The organism is Gammaproteobacteria bacterium (genome assembly GCA_029881255.1).
In the GTDB taxonomy this organism is placed as follows: Bacteria; Pseudomonadota; Gammaproteobacteria; order S012-40; family S012-40; genus JAOUMY01.
In genome coordinates, this window is sequence record JAOUMY010000003.1 from 214,989 (window position 1) to 239,144 (window position 24,156).

Annotated in this window: 19 protein-coding genes; 3 read left to right on the forward strand and 16 right to left on the reverse strand. The window is 44.9% G+C overall.

Translation table 11 applies throughout. From position 1 onward, the window contains the following. Nucleotides 1–44: 44 nt before the first annotated feature. Together OEZ43_08355 and OEZ43_08360 are read left to right on the forward strand one after the other, a co-directional pair. Nucleotides 45–1,034 (forward strand): hypothetical protein, encoded by a 990-nt coding sequence (locus OEZ43_08355; protein ID MDH5545589.1) that lies wholly within the window; start codon nucleotides 45–47, stop codon nucleotides 1,032–1,034. A gap of 42 nt (nucleotides 1,035–1,076) precedes the next feature. Continuing rightward, nucleotides 1,077–2,534 carry an oligosaccharide flippase family protein gene (locus OEZ43_08360; protein ID MDH5545590.1) on the forward strand — a complete coding sequence of 486 codons (1,458 nt, stop codon included), beginning with the start codon at nucleotides 1,077–1,079 and terminating at the stop codon, nucleotides 2,532–2,534. Nucleotides 2,535–2,570: 36 nt separating this feature from the next. Here OEZ43_08360 and OEZ43_08365 read toward each other — a convergent pair whose 3' ends face one another. The 8 genes from OEZ43_08365 to OEZ43_08400 form a co-directional block, all read right to left on the reverse strand. After that, a complete protein-coding gene (locus OEZ43_08365) occupies nucleotides 2,571–3,299 on the reverse strand; it encodes a hypothetical protein (GenBank protein MDH5545591.1) in 729 nt (242 codons plus the stop codon). A gap of 66 nt (nucleotides 3,300–3,365) precedes the next feature. Continuing rightward, nucleotides 3,366–5,204 (reverse strand): asparagine synthase-related protein, encoded by a 1,839-nt coding sequence (locus OEZ43_08370; protein ID MDH5545592.1) that lies wholly within the window; start codon nucleotides 5,202–5,204, stop codon nucleotides 3,366–3,368. Then, the gene (locus tag OEZ43_08375) at nucleotides 5,182–6,096 is read right to left on the reverse strand and encodes a polysaccharide deacetylase family protein (protein MDH5545593.1); all 915 of its coding nucleotides are present in this window, start codon (nucleotides 6,094–6,096) and stop codon (nucleotides 5,182–5,184) included. Before OEZ43_08375 ends, OEZ43_08370 begins: the two co-directional genes overlap by 23 nt. Next, complete coding sequence (locus OEZ43_08380) at nucleotides 6,093–7,382, reverse strand: putative O-glycosylation ligase, exosortase A system-associated (GenBank protein ID MDH5545594.1); 1,290 nt, start codon at nucleotides 7,380–7,382, stop codon at nucleotides 6,093–6,095. The genes OEZ43_08375 and OEZ43_08380 overlap by 4 nt, the downstream gene beginning before the upstream one ends. Beyond that, nucleotides 7,375–8,547, reverse strand: coding sequence for a glycosyltransferase family 4 protein (locus tag OEZ43_08385; protein MDH5545595.1), 1,173 nt, complete (start codon nucleotides 8,545–8,547; stop codon nucleotides 7,375–7,377). Before OEZ43_08385 ends, OEZ43_08380 begins: the two co-directional genes overlap by 8 nt. Further along, nucleotides 8,544–9,764 carry a glycosyltransferase, exosortase A system-associated gene (locus OEZ43_08390; GenBank protein ID MDH5545596.1) on the reverse strand — a complete coding sequence of 407 codons (1,221 nt, stop codon included), beginning with the start codon at nucleotides 9,762–9,764 and terminating at the stop codon, nucleotides 8,544–8,546. Before OEZ43_08390 ends, OEZ43_08385 begins: the two co-directional genes overlap by 4 nt. An 11-nt stretch (nucleotides 9,765–9,775) precedes the next feature. Continuing rightward, the gene (locus OEZ43_08395) at nucleotides 9,776–10,750 is read right to left on the reverse strand and encodes a sulfotransferase (GenBank protein MDH5545597.1); all 975 of its coding nucleotides are present in this window, start codon (nucleotides 10,748–10,750) and stop codon (nucleotides 9,776–9,778) included. After that, the gene (locus tag OEZ43_08400) at nucleotides 10,750–12,645 is read right to left on the reverse strand and encodes an amidotransferase 1, exosortase A system-associated (GenBank protein MDH5545598.1); all 1,896 of its coding nucleotides are present in this window, start codon (nucleotides 12,643–12,645) and stop codon (nucleotides 10,750–10,752) included. Before OEZ43_08400 ends, OEZ43_08395 begins: the two co-directional genes overlap by 1 nt. Before the next feature lie 438 nt (nucleotides 12,646–13,083). On the opposite strand from OEZ43_08400, the gene cysC reads away from it, so the two are divergent. Beyond that, on the forward strand, nucleotides 13,084–14,811 hold the full coding sequence (cysC, locus tag OEZ43_08405; protein MDH5545599.1) for an adenylyl-sulfate kinase: 1,728 nt from the start codon (nucleotides 13,084–13,086) through the stop codon (nucleotides 14,809–14,811). A gap of 45 nt (nucleotides 14,812–14,856) precedes the next feature. On the opposite strand, the gene OEZ43_08410 is transcribed toward cysC, so the two are convergent. Genes OEZ43_08410 through wecB form a run of 8 tightly spaced genes read right to left on the reverse strand, consistent with a single transcriptional unit; the run spans nucleotide 14,857 to nucleotide 24,149 of the window. Next, nucleotides 14,857–15,819, reverse strand: a complete 963-nt coding sequence (locus OEZ43_08410) for a DHH family phosphoesterase (protein MDH5545600.1) — start codon at nucleotides 15,817–15,819, stop codon at nucleotides 14,857–14,859. A gap of 14 nt (nucleotides 15,820–15,833) precedes the next feature. Further along, nucleotides 15,834–17,246 carry an MBL fold metallo-hydrolase gene (locus OEZ43_08415; protein ID MDH5545601.1) on the reverse strand — a complete coding sequence of 471 codons (1,413 nt, stop codon included), beginning with the start codon at nucleotides 17,244–17,246 and terminating at the stop codon, nucleotides 15,834–15,836. Further along, a complete protein-coding gene (locus tag OEZ43_08420) occupies nucleotides 17,246–18,376 on the reverse strand; it encodes a TIGR03088 family PEP-CTERM/XrtA system glycosyltransferase (protein ID MDH5545602.1) in 1,131 nt (376 codons plus the stop codon). The genes OEZ43_08415 and OEZ43_08420 overlap by 1 nt, the downstream gene beginning before the upstream one ends. A 1-nt stretch (nucleotide 18,377) precedes the next feature. Then, nucleotides 18,378–19,892 carry an exosortase A gene (xrtA, locus tag OEZ43_08425; protein MDH5545603.1) on the reverse strand — a complete coding sequence of 505 codons (1,515 nt, stop codon included), beginning with the start codon at nucleotides 19,890–19,892 and terminating at the stop codon, nucleotides 18,378–18,380. Then, nucleotides 19,889–21,118, reverse strand: a complete 1,230-nt coding sequence (locus tag OEZ43_08430; GenBank protein MDH5545604.1) for a TIGR03087 family PEP-CTERM/XrtA system glycosyltransferase — start codon at nucleotides 21,116–21,118, stop codon at nucleotides 19,889–19,891. Before OEZ43_08430 ends, xrtA begins: the two co-directional genes overlap by 4 nt. A 4-nt stretch (nucleotides 21,119–21,122) precedes the next feature. Further along, the gene (locus OEZ43_08435) at nucleotides 21,123–22,148 is read right to left on the reverse strand and encodes a FemAB family PEP-CTERM system-associated protein (GenBank protein ID MDH5545605.1); all 1,026 of its coding nucleotides are present in this window, start codon (nucleotides 22,146–22,148) and stop codon (nucleotides 21,123–21,125) included. Between the two features lies 1 nt (nucleotide 22,149). After that, nucleotides 22,150–22,995: a DUF3473 domain-containing protein gene (locus OEZ43_08440; GenBank protein MDH5545606.1), complete on the reverse strand. Its 846-nt coding sequence runs from the start codon at nucleotides 22,993–22,995 to the stop codon at nucleotides 22,150–22,152. A 32-nt stretch (nucleotides 22,996–23,027) separates the two neighbouring features. Then, nucleotides 23,028–24,149, reverse strand: coding sequence for a UDP-N-acetylglucosamine 2-epimerase (non-hydrolyzing) (wecB, locus tag OEZ43_08445; protein ID MDH5545607.1), 1,122 nt, complete (start codon nucleotides 24,147–24,149; stop codon nucleotides 23,028–23,030). Nucleotides 24,150–24,156 lie beyond the last annotated feature (7 nt).

Consider the following 24,156-nt stretch of genomic DNA (forward strand, 5'->3'; position numbering starts at 1 on the left):
TCATTTTTTCATTTAATTTAAATATATTTCTGGGTACATTTTTTATGGAAACTCTTTTAATCAGTGGCGGCCTACTAAGACCCAATGGATTTGAACTCGGTGAGGGAAAGTACTATGGGTGTGCCAAGCTACTATCACTAGACACCTCTACCGGACAGGTTGAAACTTTACTCTCGATCGACAGAGGCAATGATAATTTTCCTTCTGAATACCCTAACCTGGAATTCACTGCAATGGCGGTAGACGGAAACGTGCTTTGGATTCCAACCGACACAGAAATACGCCAATATAGCTATCCCGATCTCGAACTACTTAAAACATACTCGCATAAGTGCTTCCACAACATACACTCCGTGGCAGTTAGAGAAAATAGACTTTTCGTGACCTCAACCGGCCTCGACATGGTTGTAGTTCTGGATAAGGATACAGGAGAAATCGTCGACCAAATCAATGCCGAAGGGAAAGAAACCTGGCATCGGTTCTCACCCGAGATCGATTATCGCAAGCTACACTCTACACGTCCACACGACTGCCACCCTAATTACGTATTTTGGATAGAAAACCAACCCTGGGTCACTCGGTGCACACAAGAGGATGCGGTGAATCTACACGACAATTCTCAGCGCATAGATATTAGCGGCCCAAACAAAAGCATCAGTGTACATGATGGAATTGTCGCAGGAGACTTCGTCTATTTCACAAGCGTAGATGCCTACATAATCGTTGCCGATATACGCACTCTAGAAATTGTAGAAACCATCAATCTAAATAGCGTGAGAGGATATGGTCAAGTTAGAGGTTGGTGCAGAGGGCTATTCGTTAAAAATGACATACTCTATCTTGGATTTTCTCTTTTAAGAAAGACCCGCCATCTAGACAAGATCAAATGGCTCAAACCACTACTCAGGAATAGAGAAGTAAGCGAAACCTGCTCCGTTTTGGCGTTCGATATTAGTAGCAGAACGATCGTTGGCGACTATCCAATAAAGGATACAGATATAAGCGCCATATATTCAATTACCCATAAGCCTTAGACTGTCAGATAAACATCGCCGCAGCGCCAAGGAACGCAGCAATTGAACACAATTAGGACAAAAATTACCAGCGGAATTTTCTGGTCAATTTTAATGCGATGGAGTGTTAAATTCATCGGATTAATCAGTACTATAATTCTCGCCAGGATACTTACGCCTGATGATTTCGGCCTGGTAGCAATGGCCACATTAGTCATAGCCCTTATTGAAGAATTTTCCACGATAAACGTATCTCTATTACTTATACGTGCATCTGGCAACGATATAGAACAAAGCAATACTGCCTGGACAATTGGCATTGTCCAGAGCTTTCTACTTGCCGCACTATTAGTCGTTTTTGCACCCTTCGCAGCGGACTATTTTAATGATCCAAGGGTAACTTTGGTTATCTACATTCTTGCCTTTATTAAAATTGCTGCAGGTTTTCAAAATATTGGCATGGTACTGGCCAGGAAGGAACTAAACTTTTCACTCGATTTTAAATTTATTGTATATCGACGCGTAAGTATTTTTCTTGCGGTAGTTTCGCTCGCACTGATTTATCAAAATTACTGGGCTATTGTGTTTGGCACCCTAATAGGAGAAGTTGTTAGCGTGTGGCTAAGTTACAAATTTCACCCATACCGGCCATCGGTGAGTTTTACTTTTGCCAAGGAATATATTCGTTTTGCAATACCGATGATTCCGCTTTCCATTGCACGCCTACTCAACAACAAATTCGATGTAATAGTGGTGGGTGGAAACACTGGAACTTCACAAATGGGTATATACAACGTTGCCAACGAACTTGGCTCTGTATTTACTAAAGAAGTCATTTTGCCAACGGCAAGAGGTCTTTTTCCCAACTTCACGAGACTTGCTGAAGATCGAGCCCAATTTGTTAGAGTTTATCTGAATATTTTGTCAGCCACTTTTGTATTTTCAGCTCCTGTGGTCGCCGGCATGTGGCTGGTTGCCGATAATTTTGTCTACGTCGTATTGGGGCAGCAATGGATGGAGACAACTGAATTTCTAAAACTACTAATTCTGTATGGTGCAGTCTCGAGTGTTATAACGATAATGGCGGAGCACCCATTGATTGCCTTAAAAATGGAATACAAGGCCAATTCAATTATGTGGTTACGAGTCTCTGTTCTAATTATTTGCGTTATCTACGGTTTCAAAGTCATGGGAATATATGGTGCAGCGCTTGGCATGGCTTGTTCGTCTTTGATTAATTTGCCACTAGTCATATTTCTTATTTCGAGACTGCTGAATATCAAAGTTCTTGAATTCATAAAAGCATCCGTGAGCCCCATATTATCCGCTGGCTTTATGTTTGCTATTGTTTCCTTTCTTGTCCAACCACATTTAAGCACAGGAAACCACTATTTTGACCTAGCGGTATCGACTTGTAGCGGTGGAGTACTTTATCTATGCGCCTTGATTCTTCTGTGGCATATAAGAGGAAAACCGGACAGTATCGAAAAGATACTTGTGAATAAAATAAAACGAAGATAATACTTAAAACACGGGAAAAGGATATTCGTCTATAGACTACTTCCCCTTGTCCTTCTTTTCAGCAAGCTTGTTCCGCAATCCCTGCAATGGATAACCCAAAGAATATGCACGCTCAGCATATTCCTCTGCGATAGAGACTTCCCCCTTATCAACATAATAAAGACCAAGAAAATATGCTATTTCAGATGACTTTTTTTGCATGGCCTCATCTCCCTTTAGCAAGATGTCTAGCGCAAATTTATCTTTACCGCCATTTTTGTAATAAAGATATGCCTGTAGATACCCTACAGAATTTCTTGGTTGCAACTGAATTGCTTTTTCGAAAATTTTCTCTGCTTCAGAATCTCTGCCAACTTTTGCCAACGCCGTGGCATAGGTTGCGGCGATCTCAGAGGCCCATTCTGCGCCATCTTTCATACCACCGTAACTAAACCCCGTTTCATTAACTGCCCTTTCAAGAAATTTCTTTCTTTTTTGGGCATCTAATTCAAGACTCGCTCGCGTCAGCAGCACCTTGCCTGCGCAATAGTGCCAAGCACCACCATTCCGTTCTCCAAATACACGCCAACGTTCGATGTCTGCCGCCGAATAGTTCCTGGCATAACCCTGCATTTTTCCTATCTGGGTGAATGCGTACATGCCTTGACACTCAACTGACCATGATGAATATTCAGCTTCAGTAACGATGAAATTGTAGGCATGCGCAACATTAATGGGAAGCAGCACAAAAACCATTAACATTGGTAGGAAACCTAATTTTCTCATCACAATCCTCAATTGTTTCTAATCACACAGCAAACTTGCGTTAAATCGTCAACAATATAACCTCGCTCAACTTTTTTCCAACCATAATTCAAGCATCATTAACACCCACACCAATTCCCCATAGAATCCGGCATGTACATTTTGATGCATTTTTATAGTTTCATCTATAAACGTTTCCTGAAATATGCCTCTACCCTTTAACGAAGCGAGTGCGCTATATGCCAACTCCTGCAATCCTTTATGTTCGGCAGTCCATACGCCGAAAGGCAGCCCAAATCCATGCTTGCTTTTATTAATGATTCTTTCAGGTAAGAATCCTTTTACACCTTCTTTATACATCCATCTAAGCTTGTTTCCGTGAAGCTTCATATTGGATGGCACACGACACGAAAATTCTACTAATTCGTCGTCAAGTAGAGGGTACATGACCTCCACACCAGCCAATTCGCACATACGATTGACTTTCACTAAGTCGTTGTCATGCAGCGTCCTCTTCCAATCAAGCCATAACATGCGATTCAACGACGTGGCACTTTTGGGCTGATGATATGTCTCTCGCAAATTGTTCAAAGGTGCCAACTCATCAATTTCTTCCAGAAACTCCCTAGTGAAAATCGTACTGGCCATATGGCGATGAAGGAAGTTATATGCTTCTAATCTGTCGGGTAGAGGCGTATTGGATCTCGCTATATAGTTTCTGGCCTTGCCTATTATGGAAATATTCCCCAGCAAGGGAGTTTTGAAAATGAGCGGCTCCAATAACATATGACGAAGGCCCTGCGGAAGTTGACTATAACGCTCAAAAACAGTTTGTTTTGCGTATCGTTCATTCCCTGCAAATATTTCATCACCACCATCACCCGCTAGCAATCTATCTATTCCCGATGAATGCGCGAGTTTCGCACAAAAGTATGTTGGTAACGCCGATGAGTTTCCAAACGGCTCATCAAAATACGCTGCAATCTTAGGCACTTCTGCCACGACGTCTTCCGGCGTAACATAATACTCCACGGCTTCGGTAGCAAAGTGGCTTGACGCTAATCTCGCATATTCCATTTCATCATAGCCCTTAGCGTCAAACCCAATGGAAAATGTCTTGACCTTAGATGAACTGATTTTTGACAAAAACCCGCTAACTGTTGAACTATCGAGACCACCACTCAAGAACGCTCCCGTGACTGACTCACCGACGTTTTTTCTAACTGAGTTTTCAATCAGGCTCATCATTTCTTCTGACAGGGATGCTACAGATCCCCCTACTGACTCACTAAACTCTGGTTGCCAATAAAGCTCTGAGCGCGCTCCACTTTCAGAAAAACATACATAGTGCGCATTCCTTAGTTTGAAGACATTCTTATAGATACTACCAGGACTAGGGCTGGCATGATGATATATGTAGTTAAATATACCCTGAGGACTTATCTCTTGCGGAACGAGAGCACTAGACACCAAAATGTCAGCACGTGTCGCAAAAACAATGTAGTCACCTTGAACCGAGTAAAATAGATTCTGTAAACCCATTCTATCCACAACAAGAAACGTGCACCGTTTTGCATGATCGTAAATCACAATACAGAACTTGCCCTTCAACTCCGAAACGAAGCTAATCCCCTTCTTTAAATACAATTCAGCTACACGCTTTGCGTCAGTATTATTAGTCGCATTTTCAGCGTACCTACATCCAACCCAATCAAGCCTCCCCATGATCCCGACTGAAACATTGCCATCTATTTCCGCTGTCTGCCCAACAACAGTTAGAGCAATAAATTCGTTAACTAAAACTCTTCCTGCCACCAAATATGAATGTTGCTTCATTTCCTCAAGACGGTCACCTAAACCACCATCTCTTCTTAAACATGCGATGCCAGCAATCATCTCTTCCCTATACCCTTTCTTCTTTTCCACGAGTGAAACGATATCGCAACAATCGCGATATAAACTTCATATTAGATTTGTCCCACGGAGTAAAACGCGGCAACTGATAAATATCGCTCCCACTGCTAGCAACTCCCCAAGATGTACTCACGGCGCATGTAAACCCTGATTCTTTAACTATTTTCACGTGCACGTCTTCATAGTCAATAAACGGCTTTCCGTTTGGATACGCAAATAAGTTAACTTCACGCTGAACTATGCTTTCCAATTGAGCTTTCCCAGTCTGTATTTCCGAACTTGCATCTTCAAGAGACAACTTAGACAGAATCGGATGATTTACAGTATGTGCACCGACTGTCATTCCAGACTCCACCATACTTCTTACATTCTCAGCAGACATCATCAGTCCGCGACATCTATCCACTTCAAGCATATCAGGAAGTTCATCGATAACTGTCTTCCTTCTATCGAATGGCAGATATTTCAAATCTGATAATAGACGCCCGAGAGTCACTAATCTATTATCTTGCAAATCGTAAGTGTGAAGACCGTGATTTGTAAGATCAAGAAAGCTTTTACGCGTTGCTCGTATCGTCTCCGTAACAACATCGTTCCACATTATGCCGTTTTCGAGAAACCCAGTAGATATAAAGAATGTTGCCGGTAGGCCGTACTTTTTTAGTACTGGAAGAGCATTGGTATAATTGTCAAGATAGCCATCATCAAATGTAATTGCCAGTGCGCGAGAATGTAGACCTCCGCCATTCCGTGCATACTCAACATCGGAAAGCGGTATAACATTGAAAAAACGTCTAATAATTTTCATCTGCGCGTCAAACCGTACGACATCAACCTCACTTGGTCGCAATGGATCAGGCTTATCTAACACTCTGTGATATATCAATATAGATACGTTTTTCAAGTCGCTCTCCCGGAAACAGTCTGCAACCTCTCATTTTCCTTTTCAACACTTCCTTCAAGCTTGAGCAGTATAATTTGTGCTACCACGACAATCGAAAATATATGATATGGCAAGTCAAAATATGCTAATCCCAAAAATGCTCCCCCGGCACAATATGCGACCAAACTAATTTGACACATCGATACCAGGCCCGATACCCATTCTAATTCTTTTTTTCCTGCAACCTGTTTCCTGATCTTATTGCAAGTTCGATAGCACAAAAACCAGAGCAATAGAAAGAGAATTAACCCAATAAACCCCTGTTCTCCCAAGACCTCGAAATAGATGCTGTGTGCGTCATGAAAGTTTTCAGGTTCCGGTGCATATTTTAGAAAGAGATTCTGGTTAAATGCGCCGAAACCACCGCCCGACAATGGATAATCGCGTGCAAGATTAAATGCAAAAAGCCATGCATTTATTCTTCCCATCGCTGATCCATCCTGCTCATATGTCTGTATCGTGCCAATCCTATCGAAGTATTTGTCTGGCATAAAGGTAAGTACAACAACAGCCAATAGCACTATTCCAGTCCCGTACAGAACCTTTCTCTTACTCTTAATCCAGAACATAAACATAACCGCGCCGGCAGCCAGAAAAGCCCCTCTCGAATATGAACTAATGACTGACAAAAGGCAGAGCACGATAGCCCCAAGCAATGCCAACCTCACCCACTTATTGCTATACTGTGTTCGAAGAAACCAAAATAGTGGCGAAATCATAAGGAGCGCCAAGGCTAACTCATTGTTCCCCTCAATGAATGTCCCGGGAGGCCCCCAAACTCGGTGACTACCACCGGTTGCTAACACAAACAGGCCACCTTTAATCCCAAAAAAACCTATAGAACCAGCAATCACCCAAATGAGAAATATCAGGCGTTTCTGGTCGACAATTAGCAAAATTGTTAGCAGAGTGACGAGCTGTATCTTCAGGGTTCGTTGCCACTCTATTAGCGCGGTATCAACATCAAGAGAAATAAATGTCGAAAGTGTAATCCAGAACACAAATAGAACCCACGTCATAGTGACTGCATTCATCGGCAATCTGTTTTTTTCTTTGGAAGTGAAAAGCCCTATCAATAACGCAACTGCAACCACTGCAGCAAAGGGCATGTTATAGGCGAAGCCCCAGGAAAACCGATGTGGATTCATATACGACAACCAGGACCATAGGTAAATCCCAATATATGGTCGCATTAGCACAAATGGAACGGCTCCGAAGACGACTAGCGTAATAATCAGATCACGCATTAATCATCTCCTGAAACAACTTTAACTGACCTGACGTCGTTTCTTCCCAACTGTATTGCTCTGCGTAGAGTCTTGTTTTCACTCGGTCAGGATAGGAACTATAAAGAGCAGAAATACCTTTCGCAATCGCGCCTACACTACGCTCGTCTATTAAAAGACCTGACTCAGGGGCAGTAACAACTTCGGGAGTGCCCCACAGCTTTGTTGCAACGACCGGCGTTCCACAAGCCATAGACTCAAGCAGAACATTTGCCCACCCTTCTCTACTAGATGCCAACACCAACATATCTGCTGCACCATAGTAGTCTTTCAATTCTGTATGTTTCACCGAGCCCAGGAATCGAACTCGATCCTCAAGCCCCAGGCTGCTCACTAGCCGTTGTAAGAACTCTTGCCTTTCTCCACTCCCAGCGACTACAAGAGACACATCTTTTAGTTCGAGTAATGCTTCAATGATAAGGTGATGGCCTTTCAGCTCTACCAAATTGCCAACACTCAAAACCGTTTTACCGCTGAATCCTAGTCTCCGCCGAAGCTGCTCTCTGTTTTCTGGGGGTCTGAATTTTTCTAAGTCAACTCCATTGCGCAAAACAGTAATCTTCTCATCGGGAATTCCTAACTCAAGCAAAACATTTTTCAATGCCTGACACACAGTAATTATCGCGTTAGCTCGCTGGGCGGCCCAAATAATTTTTTGTCGAGGCTTATTAAAGGAGGGGATCAGGCTTAGGTCAGATCCTCGCGCAGTTATAACGACTGGTTTACCGATTGCATCAGCAAGCATTACAGCAGCCACGCCGTCTGGATAGAAGTAGTGAGCATCAATTAAGTCAAATTCAAAACCATTAGCCATTAGCTTTTTTATATGTGGTAGAACAGCACGAAAGATAGCTTCTGGCGCCATGTTCATACCCACTTTTGGAATAAGCATATAGCGGGGATGATATACGTTCAGGTCATCGCGAACCTCATAGTGGGGAATTTTCGCAGCCGTGGCATATTTTCCGAATATGCCATTTTTAAACGGAAACCACGCCACAGGCGCAACAACTCTCGTTTCAACCTCGCCACTTGATAATAAATGTCTGAGTCTGTTTTCTACAAAACCTCCATGCTGAGGCTGAACACAATTCGGGAATAGCGTAGAAAATAGAAGCGTCTTCACGTTTCTTTCCCCGTTAGGCAAAGATAAATCTTTTCATATCTTTCAACACTATTTTTCCAATTGCGTACATTTTCAACGTATGACCTTCCCGCCGTATGAACGTCGCCCCATGCCTCTCTTTTATCAATGAGTGAATTCAACACATCAGCCAGTGCACCAGCGTTACCAGCCGAAAAAAGAAAACCGGTTTTGCCATTTTCTATTAATTCACGATGCCCCCCGACATCAGATGCCACCAACAATTTCTTCTGGGCCATCGCCTCCAGGGGCTTTAGAGGAGTTACTAACTCTGTTAATCGCATTGGGAGACGGGGGTACGCAAGAATATCTACTAGGCTATAGTATCGCTGCACAGTGTCATGAGGTACTCGACCAATAATTCGGACATGTTCGGATAGGTTTTTCGATTGAACAAGTGCCTTAATGTGCCCTTCCTGAGGACCGCCACCAACAAGAAGCAAAACCACATCTTTTCGCCGAGTAACAAGCTTGCCTAGAGCTTCGACGAGCACTGGCAGGCCTTCGTAGGCATAGTAAGACCCAATAAAACCTATCACAGTTTTTCCGGACAGGCTGTGTTTTGCCTCCAACTCTACATCTTTCTTCGATATCTCACTAAATTTCTGAATATCCACAGCGTTTGGAATGACGGTAATCTTCTCTGGCGACACTCCTCTGGAAATTATGTCACTGCGCAATCCCTCACAAATTGTTGTCACCGCGTCAGCTTTGTTGATAACTCTGGTTTCCATTGCACGAGTTAGACGGTACCGGATGCTTCCTTCTTTAGTCGTGCCGTGGTCTACTGCTGCGTCTTCCCAAAATGCTCTAATTTCATAAACAACAGGAATACCAAATTTCCTTGCTGAATTTATTGCTGCCCATCCGTTCAATGCCGGAGAGTGAGCATGGATAATATCGGGCTTTATCTTCGGTATGACTTCATTCAGCCTTTTTTCTATCGCCGGAATTGCCGCCAATTGATTCATTACAGGCAAGCGCCAAATTTTCCCCTTAAGTGGAGGCGTCCGAAAAAAATGCAGTCCATCAATAATCTCTTCCGCCCCGCTAGGGTCTGTTGCCATATTGTGCTTGGGACTAGTGAGGTGCTCAGTTTCCCAACCAAGCTTCCTTTGTTGTTCAAGAATCGAGCGAGATCGAAATGTATAACCGCTATGAAGTGGAATCGAGTGATCAAATACATGTAATATCTTCACGCGCCCCCCTTCTAGAAATCTGCTTCGTACCAGGAAAATGCGACGCTACCTCGCAAAATATTTTTTATCTTATCGATATCGGTGGCTGAGAGTTTTGTCTGCCACTTATATGCGGCTTCGAGAGGGTTTTTGTAGACCGAGTAGTATGCCTTTTTGTCTTGCGATGTACTCAATTTGACGAATGCTTCGGTTTGTGTACTCCACTGCAAACCCAATTCATTTATTACTCTTTTGGCGATATCCAATGGATTTCGACACAGGTCTTCGTAAATCAAGCGGTGATAGTTGTGTAGATCCTTACAACCCGCAAAAGCAATCTCGTTATAAAGTCTCCACCGAATGGCAAGCCGTTCTACTGGATCCAGCATCTTCAATTCATCAAGACCTATCCCAATATCTTTTCCACAAGCAGTATTCAGCAACATTTCAAAAATTTGAAAATCGTCACTGCTGGGAGTTGAACTCTGAAAGGAGTTTTTTGACTCCCCGCTAAGAACTGACGATATATAGCCGGCAGGATTTCTAACAATGTGCAGACATTGAGAGCCTTCGATCAGTTGTGAAAACAACGACAACCTACCGAGTGATTCGATCGATTTCCAGGCTATGTAAAACTGATTCTTGTTTCGAGATATTCTGGAAATGGGGTTCGCAGTAAAACCAATCTTACCTGCAAGCTTGGTGGCATAGAGTGATCCCTTATAAGCACTATGCCTTAAACTAGATTGATAGTTCTTTTTGAAAATTGGCAACTTTGAGGTAACCTGCGCCTTTCTCATTAATGGAAGGCTTTCAACAAAATGCTTAAGTTCGTCGCCGTATTCTACATCCATTGATTCAACAAACAGGGGAATTCGGTCAAGTCGGTTCCATGAATCCGGTTCATGTAAATACAACGTATCGGGATTACTATCGATTATTTTTCCTACCCAGGTCGTTCCCGATCTAGGCATTCCAAATAGCAACAAAACTTTTTGATCCTTCATTACACATACACCTTGCGTTGAAAGGCTTCAAACATCATTAACGTCCATATTGAAGCACTATAGTCACGCATACCGGATTGATGTTGATTCACAAGATGTTCTATGTACTTCATATTAAAAAATCCGCTTTCCTCAATAGATTGTCCCAGCAAAGCATCTCTTACTCGCTGTTTCAGTGGCCCCCTAAACCATTCCGCTAAAGGCACTGCAAACCCCATCTTGCTTCGATACAAGACGTCATGCGGCAAAAACGGCTCCATCGCCTTTTTGAGTATGTACTTCCCTTGCTGTCCGCGTAACTTCAGATTTGGATCAAGCCCGGTCACCCACTCAATTAATTCGTGATCAAGCAAAGGTGCACGCACCTCCAACGAATTCGCCATACTCGCTCGATCAACCTTGGTGTGAATGTCGCCAACCAAATAGGTTTTCAGATCCAGGTATTGAATCAGCGAGAGCGGATGTTTTGATGGTGCTTTCGCTGCATGACGTCGAAACACTTCAACGGCGTTATAGCCCTGAAGAGATTCCTTGAATTCTTTCGAAAATAATTTATTCCGCATATCGTTGTCGAGTATCGACACCGTATGAAGATAGGCCGCAACACTGTCCCGACCTATCGACTGGAATGTGGTTTTGGCGCGCAAAAAGCGAGGTGCCCAATCCAATTTTGGATAGACCTTGCCTAGCAGGCCGAATATTGGTCCTCTGATAGAATAAGGCAGAACCGAACGCACTTTCTCCTCATTCATATGCCAGCGATGACGACGGTAGCCTGAAAAATATTCATCGGCACCATCACCGGACAATGCAACCGTCACCCTCTTTTTCGCCAATTCGCAAACGCGGTACGTTGGAATAGCGGAACTGTCTGCATAGGGTTCGTCGTAGATATTGGCCAACTTATCGACGAGGCTGAAATCGTCAGGGTCAACTGTTTCAACAAAGTGATTGGTGTGGTAACGATCCGCTACCATCTTGGCAAATTCCGCTTCGTTAAATTTAGGGCTGGTAAACGAAATCGAGCATGTATTCACCGGTTTGTCAGAGAGCTGGGACATCATTGCAACAACTGCACTGGAATCCACTCCGCCGGACAGGAATGCACCAAGTGGTACTTCAGCCATCATGCGCACCGAGACCGATTCCTTCACTCTTTCAACCAACTCCTGAATAGCGACAGTCTCAGAAATCGACTGTTCATGCTCGAACGGAAAATCCCAGTATTCTCTGGGTTCTGGCAAATTGCTATTCCCAACTTTCAAAAGCAGGCTATGGGCAGGAGGCAATTTCAGGATTTCCTTAAAGATCGAGCGCGGCTCAGCAACATAGCCCAGCGCAAAATACTCTTCGATAGCCTGGTGTTCAATCGTCCTAGTTAGTTGCGGATGGGCATAGAGAGCTTTGAGCTCAGAACCAAAAATAAAGTGTCCGTTTTTCAGTAAGGCGTAGTGCAGCGGCTTTTTACCCAAACGGTCTCTGGCTAAAAACAGCGTCTGGCGATTTCTATCCCATACCGCAAAGGCAAACATACCGCGAAAGCGCGTTACGCATTTTTCACCCCATTCTTCCCAGGCATGGACGATGACTTCGGTATCAGAATGGGTCTTAAACACATGCCCAGAAGCCTTCAACTCCTCGCTGAGTGCCGGGAAATTGTATATCTCTCCATTAAAGGTCACCCATACCGACTCGTCTTCGTTATGCATGGGTTGTTTGCCCGTAGAGAGGTCAATTATTGACAGACGACGATGCCCCAGACCAATGCCAGGCTCGATATGTAGCCCACCGGCGTCTGGTCCGCGGTGAAACTGTGTTTCATTCATTTTGTGGAGAAGCTCGCGGTCTATGGGGCCTGCACCACGGGTGTCAAAGATGCCGACTATGCCGCACATTTATAGAGGAGTTCCATGTTAAATTGATTGATATTTATATGTTTTTCAGCCCGAAATGATACCTTGTTTGGCCATTTTTAGCATTAACACCTATGGCGTAGACTGCCTGTTTCAGCCTACAAGCTCGTATTAAAGCGCTTATCTATATTTCTATCAGCATAATGCTAGACGACGCTGTTAAATATTAACCGTAATTGGTTATGGAAAAATTATCAGGAACATGGCAGTCTTCTTCACCAAAATCCGGTATCCCACAGGACCATATCGGCACTGAACTTGGAAGTATCCCTCCCTAAAGCTGAACCCCGACGCAATAACTACCATGGACTGGATCTAAATGCTCGAAAGACACGATATAAGGGATAGGAGAGATGCGAAATTGCCTTTACAGGCCTGAAAGCGCAAGGATCGCGCGAAATGACAAGAGGAGAGTTAGTGATGTATGGAAATTTGTATGAAGTTTTTGGTCAGAAATCGACGCGTCTGTTTCGGTTGATGGTATGCGGGGGAAACAGCGGCGACAGGACCGCGTTGCTCAAGAGCATGCGTGTCGATTCTTTAATCCAGATCACTGAGATATTCAGTGAGGCCAGTAAGTCTTCACTATCCGAATACGATCAAAATTTCCCTGTAATCGAGAGCAGTGCTGATGTCGCCATTATTCTGATTGACGCCTCGACCGGCGTAGACACCGTGGCCTGCCGTGGTAGCTATATTGTCAACCTGTTGGGAATTCGGCACATCATTGTCGCCGTAGACAACATGGAAAATGCTGGATATTCCGAGGACATGTTTAAAGCCACCGAAGCAGATTTCCGCGCGCTTGCCTCCCGTCTGGATTTTTCAACCATTACCGTGCTGCCAATATCATCACACAAGCACGACAACATAATGGAAAGCAGCCCTAATACTCGCTGGTACCAAGGACTGCCTTTAGCCTCTGCACTGAAGAAAATCGAATACTCGAATGACAGAAACAATAAACCTTTTCGACTGCCAGTGCAGGAAGTCGACAAATCTGATCCAGATTTCCCTCGCATTTCCGGGACGATTGCCAGCGGCGCTGTTTCGCCCGGATTCGATATCGTCGTTCTTCCCGCAGCAAAGACGGGCAAGGTAAAGTCCATTTCATCCACTTCCAGTGCTCTATCGGAGGGAGCGTCTAATCGACCAGTAACGATCGCATTGGAACAGAGCATCGATATTTCTCCTGGTGATGTCATCACGTCGACCGAACATCGCCCCGAGGTCACCGATCAGTTCCGTGCCCATATCGTCTGGTTGCACGACAAACCATTATTTCCAGGACGCCCGTATTTGTTTCAAACCTGCAATAAAACTGTCACCGGCGAGGTGACCGAGTTAAGACACAAAATCAATGTGAATTCCTTCGAGCATGATGCAGCCAAAGTTCTCGAACAGGGTGAAATCGGGGTGGGTAACGTCGGCCTCGACAAGTCCATTGTTTATGACGCCTATAAGAATGACAAGACGCTTGGCTCGTTTACCATGGTCGACAAACAAAGCAAGGCGACCGTTGCTTTCGGGGTGATTGAATACGGACTACGTCGCGCCACCAATATTCACTGGCAGGCAGTGGATGTGGACAAAGCAACCCGTTCCGCACAAAAAAGACAAAAGCCAACCGTATTATGGTTTACTGGTTTAAGTGCCTCGGGCAAATCCACCATAGCCAATCTCATTGAGAAGAAACTCCAGGTTCTCGGTAAGCACACCTATTTGCTCGATGGCGATAATGTGCGTCATGGTCTGAATCGAGACCTTGGCTTCGTAGAGGCCGATCGCGTGGAAAACATCCGTCGTGTCGGTGAGGTCGCGAAGCTTATGGTGGATGCTGGGTTGATTGTGTTAACTGCGTTTATTTCGCCCTTCAAAGCAGAACGGCGCATGGTGAGAGAATTGCTCGGTGAGCATGAGTTTGTCGAAGTCTTCGTCGATACACCGATTGAAATCTGTGAGCAACGTGACCCCAAAGGACTGTATAAGAAGGCGCGCGCTGGTCAGATCAAGAACTTCACCGGTTTGGACAGCCCATACGAAGCACCAGAGACGCCAGAGATACATCTACACATGGCTAACCGTACTGCAGAAGAGGCGGCAGACGAAGTTATCGCGAAAATCGAGTCTTATCTTAATCTTCAATAGCTGAAATTAGCGCAGGATTTTAAATCACACACCTTTCGTTTTGATTCAAGCGAAAGGTGTGTTGAGAAACGCTTGCTTGAACTCATCAAACGCGGACACGGCCAAGTCATTTATTCCTGCCGCCGCCTGACGCCCACCGCCACTGGGGAACTGTCGGCATAATTCGTCGGCCCCCGTTCTCGTACTCAGTGGCGCACGTACGCTCACCAAGAAGTTACCATCTTCTTTTGCAGTCAAAATGGCGTGAGCCCGTTGTGGTGATTTGTTTGCCAGGTCATTCGCGTAGACGCCGGATACACGACGGGCCCATGCCTCACACGGCAGAATATAGATTGCACGCGTTTCCGTTTCCAATTCAGGCTTTAGCGATTTAACCATGGCGATATCGTTTTCATAGCCCATCTCCAAAATACGAAAACTGTCTTCGTTCTCGATAAATTCAAATGGACTGGTATATGGTCGAATACTTAGCGCAAGGTCTTCTGGCGTGATATGCAAATCGTCTAGTGTTGCCCCGTAACCATTGTAGTTAATCGCCTCACCCAGCGTTTTGAGTAGTGTCGTCTGCTTTTCGCTTAAACCTGATGACTTTGCCAATACGGTTGCCGATTCCGCGAAATTGTCGCCAAAGGCACCGGTAATCGCCCATAGACGATGTCGGCCTTCAAGATATTTATCGACTATCAGACTGGTACAGGTATCTTTGGCGGTATCGATAAATGCCGAAAAATTCTCGTGCTCAGGAATTTCACCTGCGTAGTGATGATCGAAATAACGCAGCTTACAACCGACATCAAGCAAACGATTCGCATCGTCGCGATTCTTGTCCAGGGAGATATCCAGCACTGTAATACTATCGCCTGCGTTTGCATTTACACGTTTTAACAGACTGATGTCCCTTTTAACACCAGTTATCAAGCGCGCTTCTATTTGTGGCGTTTCGAGTTGAAGCTGTTGTAAGGCACAAATCCCGTCAGCATCACCATTGAACACAAAATAATTATTCACTGAATTCACCATATCTATTCCGTCGGGACAACTACACGACTGTCTGGCAACAAATCTTGTAACTTAGACTGAAGTGTTTTCTTCGCTTGCGTGTCGCCGTGGACAATACGTATTTCTTGGGGGCGATTCTGCATACCCATTACAAAATCTATCAAATTTTGTTGATCCGCGTGTGCCGAATAACCCGACAGGGTGTGTACTGCTGCCTTGATATCGTAGCGTTGATCATCCAGCATCACATAACCATTGGCAGGCGCGTAACGTTGTATATCGCGCCCCGGTGTCCCTGCCGCCTGATAGCCTACAAACACAATATCGGTACGTTCATCACCGATGAGAGCCTTGAGATAGTTGACGATACGCCCACCTGCGCACATGCCGCTCGCCGCAATGACTATCGCCGGTTTATGTTTCCTGGAAAGATATTCTACTGTTTGCATGTGCTCTTGGTGTGTGTCCACACAGTATAGTTGCTCAAACGCGAGTGGATGACGACCCTGCTCCACACGTTGCTTCGCCTCAGTATCCCAGTATTCTTTTAGCTCACGATAGGATTCGGTAAATTGCGCCGCTAGGGGCGAGTCTACGATAATTTCTATATCCTGCCATAACAAACCATCAGCGGCTTTCTTGTCCCCGTGTTGATGAATAATTTGCTCAAGCTCGTATAGCAATTCCTGTGTTCTTCCGATACTGAAGGCGGGCACCAAAATGACACCGCTATTGAGCAAACAGCGTTCGACAACAGACTTTAGCTGCTGAGTTCGCGCACGTCGATCGGGATGAATACTATCGCCATAGGTACTTTCTATCACCAATATATCGGCACTTGCTGGCGACGTCGGATCAGGTAACAAGGGAGTATCTGGCGCCCCAAGGTCCCCAGAAAAAACAAGGCGTCTTGAGTCACCCTTGATTTCTGTGTCGATACTAATATATGCCGACCCAAGGATATGACCAGCAGGTGAAAAACTGACTTGTGCGCTATTTTCACCACCCTCAATTAGATCGGTCAAATCAACCAGGACGTTATAATCGACGCCTATAATTTTGCTAGACAGAGCATTGACAGTCTTTTGGACTAGAGCCTGGTTGCGAGTAAAGCCGACCTTAATCGCATCTTCCAGAACTTTAGGTAATAAATATGCGCTCGGTTTGCTGCAGAATATCGGTCCGTTAAATCCCGCAGCGAATAAATAAGGTATACGACCAACGTGGTCGATATGGCAATGAGTCACGAGTAATGCGCGAATTTTTTCGATTGGGAATTCAATCTGCAAATGCTCAAAACTAGCACCCGCACCCGAGGTCTCGGCGCCTTGAAACAGCCCGCAATCGATAAGCAAAGAATTGTTCGCGTCGAGGACTAGTTCATGACATGACCCTGTTACACCGTTTACCGCTCCATGATGGCGTATCTCAAACACTAGCTACCTCGCCCGCATAACTCGTCATAAACTTTCATATAGTTCGCTATCATCGCGTCCATACTAAACAAGCGTTCCACTCTCGCTCTGCCGGCCTTGCCATGCTGTTTTAGTAGAGCCTTATCTTTTAGATAGGAGTCAATAGCAGCCGTCATAGCCGACGGATTGTTTGACGGCACCAGCAGCCCGGTATTTCCATCGTCGATCAACTCCGGATTTCCTCCCACTGAAGTCGCTACGATGGGGAGTCCACTCGCCATGGCTTCGAGTATGGTGTTGGAGATTCCCTCACCTAAAGATGGCAACACGAATAGGTCGAGCGCATTTAGCATCGCCGGTACATCATTTCTTGCGCCCGCGAAAATAACACGGTTCGATATCGCTAGTTGTATTGCAAGCGCTTCAAGCTTCTGACGATCTGGACCATCACCAATCAGAACAAGTCTGGTGTTTTCATTTTTTTCAAGTAGTGCATAAGCCCGAAGCAAAGTCGCCTGATCTTTTTCCGCCTGCAGCCTGCCAACCGAACCGACTAAAATTTCGCTTTTGCCAATTCCAAGTTCCTTACGAATCTCCTGGCGACTTTTCTCTGATTGAGAAAAGCGCTGCATATCCACGCCATTGTAAATTTGAACAATTTTGCGAGGCGAGATTCTCACCTGCTCTTTTAGCCAACTGTCGAGATCTTTTGATAGTGCAATAAAACGGGCAATCAGAGGATTATAGGCACGTCGCAATATACGATATTTACTATTGCTACCGTCGATGTCACTCATGTCGCGCCCGTGTTCGCCATGAATTCGATATTTTACACCTGCAAATGCTGCGGGCAATGTGTACTCAATTGTGCCAAGGTTACGTGTGTGCACAATTTGCGGTTTTAGTTTGCGCATAAGTTTCCAGAAACGGTACTGGGCGCGGATATCGTTTCCAGGTCGCTTGTGTAAGGCATATACTTCGACGTCATCTCGCTGAATACGTTTGCGAAAATCAGTGTAATCAGACGCGCAGATAATTACATGCCTATAGCAATCTTCTGGCATGCGATTTATCAGGTTGATCAAACCGTTCTCCAGCCCGCCAATCGCCAGTCGGTACAACACGTGAACAATGAGTGGTCGTCCCTGCATATTATTTCAGGTTAGCGGATTTCAAACTTGTCATAACTGCGCCATGTATACTTTCCAACTCCATCTGTAACGCATTGTAAGAGTCCTCGAAATGCTCACTCATAGGCATTGCAATCGTAACAATGCTCGCCGTCTTGTCACCGCCAACTATGCGGGTCTTGGCTTCGCGCAATTTTGCAATATAGTCATTAATCGTAATCTCGCCGTCAACGATGAAATAATGCGCTACTATTAATCTGACGGTCGGTGATTTCACTTCTGAAACTCTGACTTCGTTGTTGCCGAATGTAACTCTCCCCTTATCTACCACGCGCCAATTTTTTTCCTCTGCCGGCACAAGAAGGTTTGTTGAGGTGATTAATTCGGCGCCTTGCCTCTGTTGTACATAGTAGCCTACATAGAGAAATAAGGATTTTTCTTCCTGTTGATATACTTGATCAATCTCCGCATCAACACCAAGATAAGTCGGCCTCCATTCACTCTGGCCCCCAGCGGCATGCCAGCCCACTGGTACCGGTGACTTTAGGGAGATCGACAGCGTGCCTTTAGAAACCTGAGATTCGGAATATGCGAACAAAGGTGCAATCCCAACAGACACTACTGCTAGAACCAATGCATACAAAACCTGTTTCCTCGGTACTTTTATCGTATCAAGAGAATGTTGCTTGTGTTCCGCTGCTTTTTTCTGATCCAAGTCCTCGCGCCAAAACGAACCGATATAAAACATAATCGCAATTACTACACCGAAAAACAGCCAGCCATATATCAAATGATCTACACCGGTGGCTAACTGCATATCGCTATAATGACCTATCATGACTATCATGAATGCCCGCAGGCCATTAGCGATTACTGGAACAAGAATAGAAACCAAAACAAATAACACGCGTTTCCAAAGTGTTCGATAGGTTAGGTAGGCATATAGAAAACCCAATGTTATCGATGCTATTAGATATCTCACGCCGCTACAGGCTTCAACAACCGACCAATTTCCCGTGGGTAATTCAAAATAAGTTCCCTCACGAAATATTGGAATACCCACAAATTTCACCATAGCCACGGTAAAATCAGCAGTAAACTCTATCATCGAGGGAACCAAGCCTTCTCCCATGGGCACAGCAAACAATAGAAAGAATAGTGCAAACGATATTTCTCGCGTCGCCTGCCAACCCAATAGTGAAAGCACCAGAAACGGAATCATCGAAACCAGGGCTAATTGTTGAATGACTAGTACATCAACAAGATAGGCCAGCAACCACAACAAACTGAGTAGAAAGAGAATAAACTGGGGCCACAATATCGGATTGGGTGATTTAGATATTACGTCATCACGTCTTTGCCAAATCAGCCAGAAAGCAATCGGAAATATCAAGAATCCATGCGCAAATGTTTCCGAGCGTATCCAGATATCCACCATCGAGGCGGTCGTCGGATAGTAGAGCACAAGAAGAAAAATGACGCTGGCGAGAGCTAGTACACTTATCTGCATCCAATTCAAGGCAGTTGTGTTATTCATATTTTCATCTCCTGCTGAGCCTTATGTCCCGACAAAATGCTATCCAGTTTCTGAATATTTGATGACCAACTATAGTCTGCCATCACTCGACGCCGAGCAGCCTGGCCAATTGAACTTCCGGTATTTCGATCTCGACCCAGAACCTCTAACACGGCCAAAAACTGTTCCACGGTATCAGCAACAAAGAGTTCTTCATCAACTCGAGCCTTAATGCCTTCAAAACCGAGTGACGACGTAATTACCGGTTTTGCCATTGCCATGGCTTCAAGCACTTTGTTTTGTATGCCACGTGCAATGCGCATAGGCGCGACAGAAAATTCTGCATATGCGATATAAGGTCGCACATCAGCAACCCGCCCTGTTACGGTTACTATTCCGGGACTGTCTAGAGACTGTACCTCGACAGTTGGCTTCGATCCGACGATAAAAAACTCGAATTTCTGGTCGCTGGCTTTAATTGATGGCAGTACCTCTTTTACAAACCACACAACAGCATCCACATTTGCCCAGTAATCCATCGCCCCAGTGAAGACTATGGGTCTCACACCCTCCGCATACGGACTTTTCAATTCATGTTGTGGCGAGAAATAATCGGCATCCACACCATTATTCACAAACCCAATATCTACACTAGTGTCATTAAGCTTGCCAGAGAATGATTCGGCTTCGGCTGAAGAAACAAAGAGCGAGCAATCAAATTCTTTTGATACCTTCTGCTCATATTTGCCAAGCAAGCGACCTTCTCTTGCGTATACATAGCTCATGGGCCAGGATTTATTTGTGGCATATTGCAGCCACTTATCTGAGTCCATATCGACAAAATCGATCACTCGAGTCATGTCCAATAAATGATCGCCTTCGACGTATTGCGCCATCGATGAGGAAAATATCAAACACTTCTCAACAGCATTGACATGAACCACTTGTTCTACCCAATGTTGCATTTTCTTCGAATAGTAATATGAAAGCGTCAAAGGTGAATTGGACAATAGACCTTTTGCCGATTTCAATTTTGCAAGACGCGTATTCATTTGTTCAATATAGACATCAGCACAATACGGTTTTAATTGTTCGATGTATTGCATGTCTTCCGGTTCATCGACGAAACATCCGAGATAAATCTCATATTGTCGCGCCAAGCCTTTCAGCCAATGGAAGGACCGGATCTTGTCTCCCTTGTTAGGCGGAAAGGGAATTCGATGAACAAGATAAAGTAACTTTTCCATTCGACTATCCCAGGTAGCGATTGATCTTTGGCCCAATCACTTTTGTTGCCCAAAAAGGCAGCTTTTTCCAGGTATTGATAAACACCGCATACTTTGGGTTGGTCGGACTTACATTGGGAACCTCAGCCGCGTTCACCAGAAAATACTCATATTCAAGCGGCTCTGGCTCGAAACCCCAGTTCTTCTTGAAACTGTATGGCCCCGTACCAACCTTGCTACGTCCGTAGTCAAACCACTTCAATCCGCGTTCACAGGAACGACGCATCAATTCCCAGTACATGAAATCATGCGCTTTATATTGTCGGGCGAGGTCACTGGCACCGGCATAATATGGCAATACTTCACCGCGAAAGTAAAAATTCATGACACTGGATACCAGTTGGCCATCTTTGAATATAGACAGTACATCGCAGTCGTCTTTGAATACTTCTTTCAAAATATGAAATAGCTTACGCGGGAAAGCCGGAGTACCAAGCCCGTGTAGACTATAGGCATAGGATTCGTAAAAACGATCGATGTCCGTATCCCATTCGCTATTTAACCCCGCAGAAATACCTTTACGCACAACAGCACGCTGTTTGCGTGGAATATTCGTCATATTCGTTTCGACATCAGGATCAATTTCCTTTCGGAAACGCGCGTACAGATCAGACTTTACTGCCCAATCAGAATGTTGCTGGCGGATGGTCCTGAATTCCATGTAATCAACATTCAGCTGTTTCGCCAGCGCTATGGATTTCTGGGTCAAGGCGTCGAAAGCTTCTGTTGAGCTGGAAAGTATTCCACCGTGCACATAAAACGGTAATGATATCAGCGCGTTCCCAAAAACACGGCTCTTCACTTGCCCCAAGGGCAGCACACCTTTGATTTCGCCCTGCTCTTCAGCATAGAGAAAATACATTGGATGGCCATATGTACGCTGGATAACTTCCTTCCACTCAGCACGGTGAAAAAACGTCGCCTCTGGATGTTCAAAAACGAATTTATTCCACGCTGCTGCGTTTTTTGAATCGAGTTCCTTTACTAGCATGCTAATCCTTCTTAAAAACCTTATCCATGCGATCCCAGCGAAAGTCCTGCAGCAAGTGATTCAACCTTGCCTCCATTTTCCCCAAGTTCAAATAATGCCTAAAGCGCGCCTTCGAACTCAATTGCTGAGGTCGTGGTTGACCGGGATCTATTTCCCATGGATGGAAATAAAACATGCCTGATTTACCTTCCTTTTCATTAATACTACGCAATGCATAACGTGAAAAAGCATAGGGGTAGGCTCTGAAAAAACCGCCGCCACCTGCGGGCCAACGTTTTCCTAACCAATCGAACGTGGTCACAGGTACTTCTCTGAATGAACTAGACTCGATAGGTTTGTACATAAACCTTGGCGCATCGGGAATACCATACAGATCATGTTTAACAGGGTAGATGCTTGAACTGTATTCATGCCCCGTCTCCGCCAGGATATCCAGCGCCCACAAATTGCTCGTACTAATGGAGTAACTAGCGGCGCGATAACCTGTAACTCGCTCGCCTGACAAATCTTCCAGTATAGCTTTGGTCTTGACTACGTCCTCGCGAAATTGATCAGGGGTTTGTGTCGTAGCGCGCACATGAGAATATCCATGACTCGCCACTTCATGGCCCTCCGCAATCATGCGCCTAATCAAAGCGGGAAATCGCTCAGCCACCCAGCCAAGTGTAAAAAAAGTAGCATTTATATCCGCTGAGGCAAAGATATCCATGACCTTGTTGGTATTTCGTTCTACACGCAGTTCCCATTTATCCCAGTCATTCCTCGACACAAATGGTTCAAATGCGGAAACCTGGAAATAGTCCTCGACATCACAGGTCATAGCGTTCGTAATTTTATTGTCGTTCATACTTAACTCAAATTATGTGTAACGAGGATGTTTTAAATCCAGGAATTGATATGTTCAACAATACGCTCTGCCGCTTTACCATCCCACAAGTCCGGCTTTCTGCCGGCCTTACCGCCATTTTTCATCACGTCAGCAAAGGCAGTGAGTATTTTGTCTGGATCTGTTCCGACAACAGTATTCGTACCTTCAGTTACGGTGATCGGACGCTCAGTGTTCTCTCTTAGCGTGATGCACGGTACACCCAAAGCAGTCGTTTCCTCCTGAATACCGCCGGAATCGGTTAGCACAACCTTGGCATCCGATACCAAACCGAGCAATTCAAGGTAACCAAGTGGTGTCATCTTCAAAACATTGTCATTTTCAAAGAATTCTTCCAAACCGAAGGATTCAATCTGTTTTTGTGTTCGGGGATGAACAGGAAAAACGATGGGAATATCTTTGCTAACCGTAGTCAAAGTGCTCAGTAAACGCGTCAAGATTTCCTGATTATCGACATTAGAGGGTCTATGCATAGTGACTACGGCATATTGTCCATTCTGCTCGAGGAATTTTCTTCCTTTTTCAAAAGCAGTGAGTGTCGTTTTGGATGATACTGAATTGCCTAAATTGTACATCAGTGTATCAATCATGACATTGCCAGCAAATATGACCCGCGCGCGATCAATACCCTCTCGTGCCAGATTATCTTCTGCCGATTTTTCCGTCGTATACAGCCAATCAGAAATCTGGTCCGTAAGAACTCTGTTAACCTCTTCCGGCATTTGCCTATCGTAGCTACGTAGACCTGATTCAACATGTATAACCGGAATATTTTTCTTGGAAGCAACCAGCGCGCACGCAATGGTCGAGTTCACGTCTCCAACAACTAATATGGCAGACGGTTTCTGCTCATCAATCACAGGCTCAAATCGCTTCATAACCTCCGCGGTTTGCACCGCGTGTGAACCAGACCCGACCTCCAGATCAATATCCGGCTCCGGAATACCTAGTTGGTCAAAAAACTGATGTTTCATCGCTTTATCATAGTGCTGCCCCGTATGCACAAGTACAGCCTTTGCCTTACCCTGCGCCTTAAATGCCCGCATAATTGGGGCAATCTTCATGAAATTAGGACGTGCCCCTACGACACATAAAACGATTTTTTCCTTACTCATTATTACT

Excerpts from the sequence above, each read along its gene's own strand:
- OEZ43_08355 (MDH5545589.1), top strand. The coding sequence starts at position 45 with ATGGAAACTCTTTTAATCAGTGGCGGCCTACTAAGACCCAATGGATTT.
- OEZ43_08365 (MDH5545591.1), bottom strand. The coding sequence starts at position 3,299 with ATGAGAAAATTAGGTTTCCTACCAATGTTAATGGTTTTTGTGCTGCTT.
- OEZ43_08380 (MDH5545594.1), bottom strand. The coding sequence starts at position 7,382 with ATGCGTGATCTGATTATTACGCTAGTCGTCTTCGGAGCCGTTCCATTT.
- OEZ43_08395 (MDH5545597.1), bottom strand. The coding sequence starts at position 10,750 with ATGAAGGATCAAAAAGTTTTGTTGCTATTTGGAATGCCTAGATCGGGA.
- OEZ43_08400 (MDH5545598.1), bottom strand. The coding sequence starts at position 12,645 with ATGTGCGGCATAGTCGGCATCTTTGACACCCGTGGTGCAGGCCCCATA.
- cysC (MDH5545599.1), top strand. The coding sequence starts at position 13,084 with ATGTATGGAAATTTGTATGAAGTTTTTGGTCAGAAATCGACGCGTCTG.
- OEZ43_08420 (MDH5545602.1), bottom strand. The coding sequence starts at position 18,376 with ATGCAGGGACGACCACTCATTGTTCACGTGTTGTACCGACTGGCGATT.
- xrtA (MDH5545603.1), bottom strand. The coding sequence starts at position 19,892 with ATGAATAACACAACTGCCTTGAATTGGATGCAGATAAGTGTACTAGCT.
- OEZ43_08430 (MDH5545604.1), bottom strand. The coding sequence starts at position 21,118 with ATGGAAAAGTTACTTTATCTTGTTCATCGAATTCCCTTTCCGCCTAAC.
- OEZ43_08435 (MDH5545605.1), bottom strand. The coding sequence starts at position 22,148 with ATGCTAGTAAAGGAACTCGATTCAAAAAACGCAGCAGCGTGGAATAAA.
- OEZ43_08440 (MDH5545606.1), bottom strand. The coding sequence starts at position 22,995 with ATGAACGACAATAAAATTACGAACGCTATGACCTGTGATGTCGAGGAC.
- wecB (MDH5545607.1), bottom strand. The coding sequence starts at position 24,149 with ATGAGTAAGGAAAAAATCGTTTTATGTGTCGTAGGGGCACGTCCTAAT.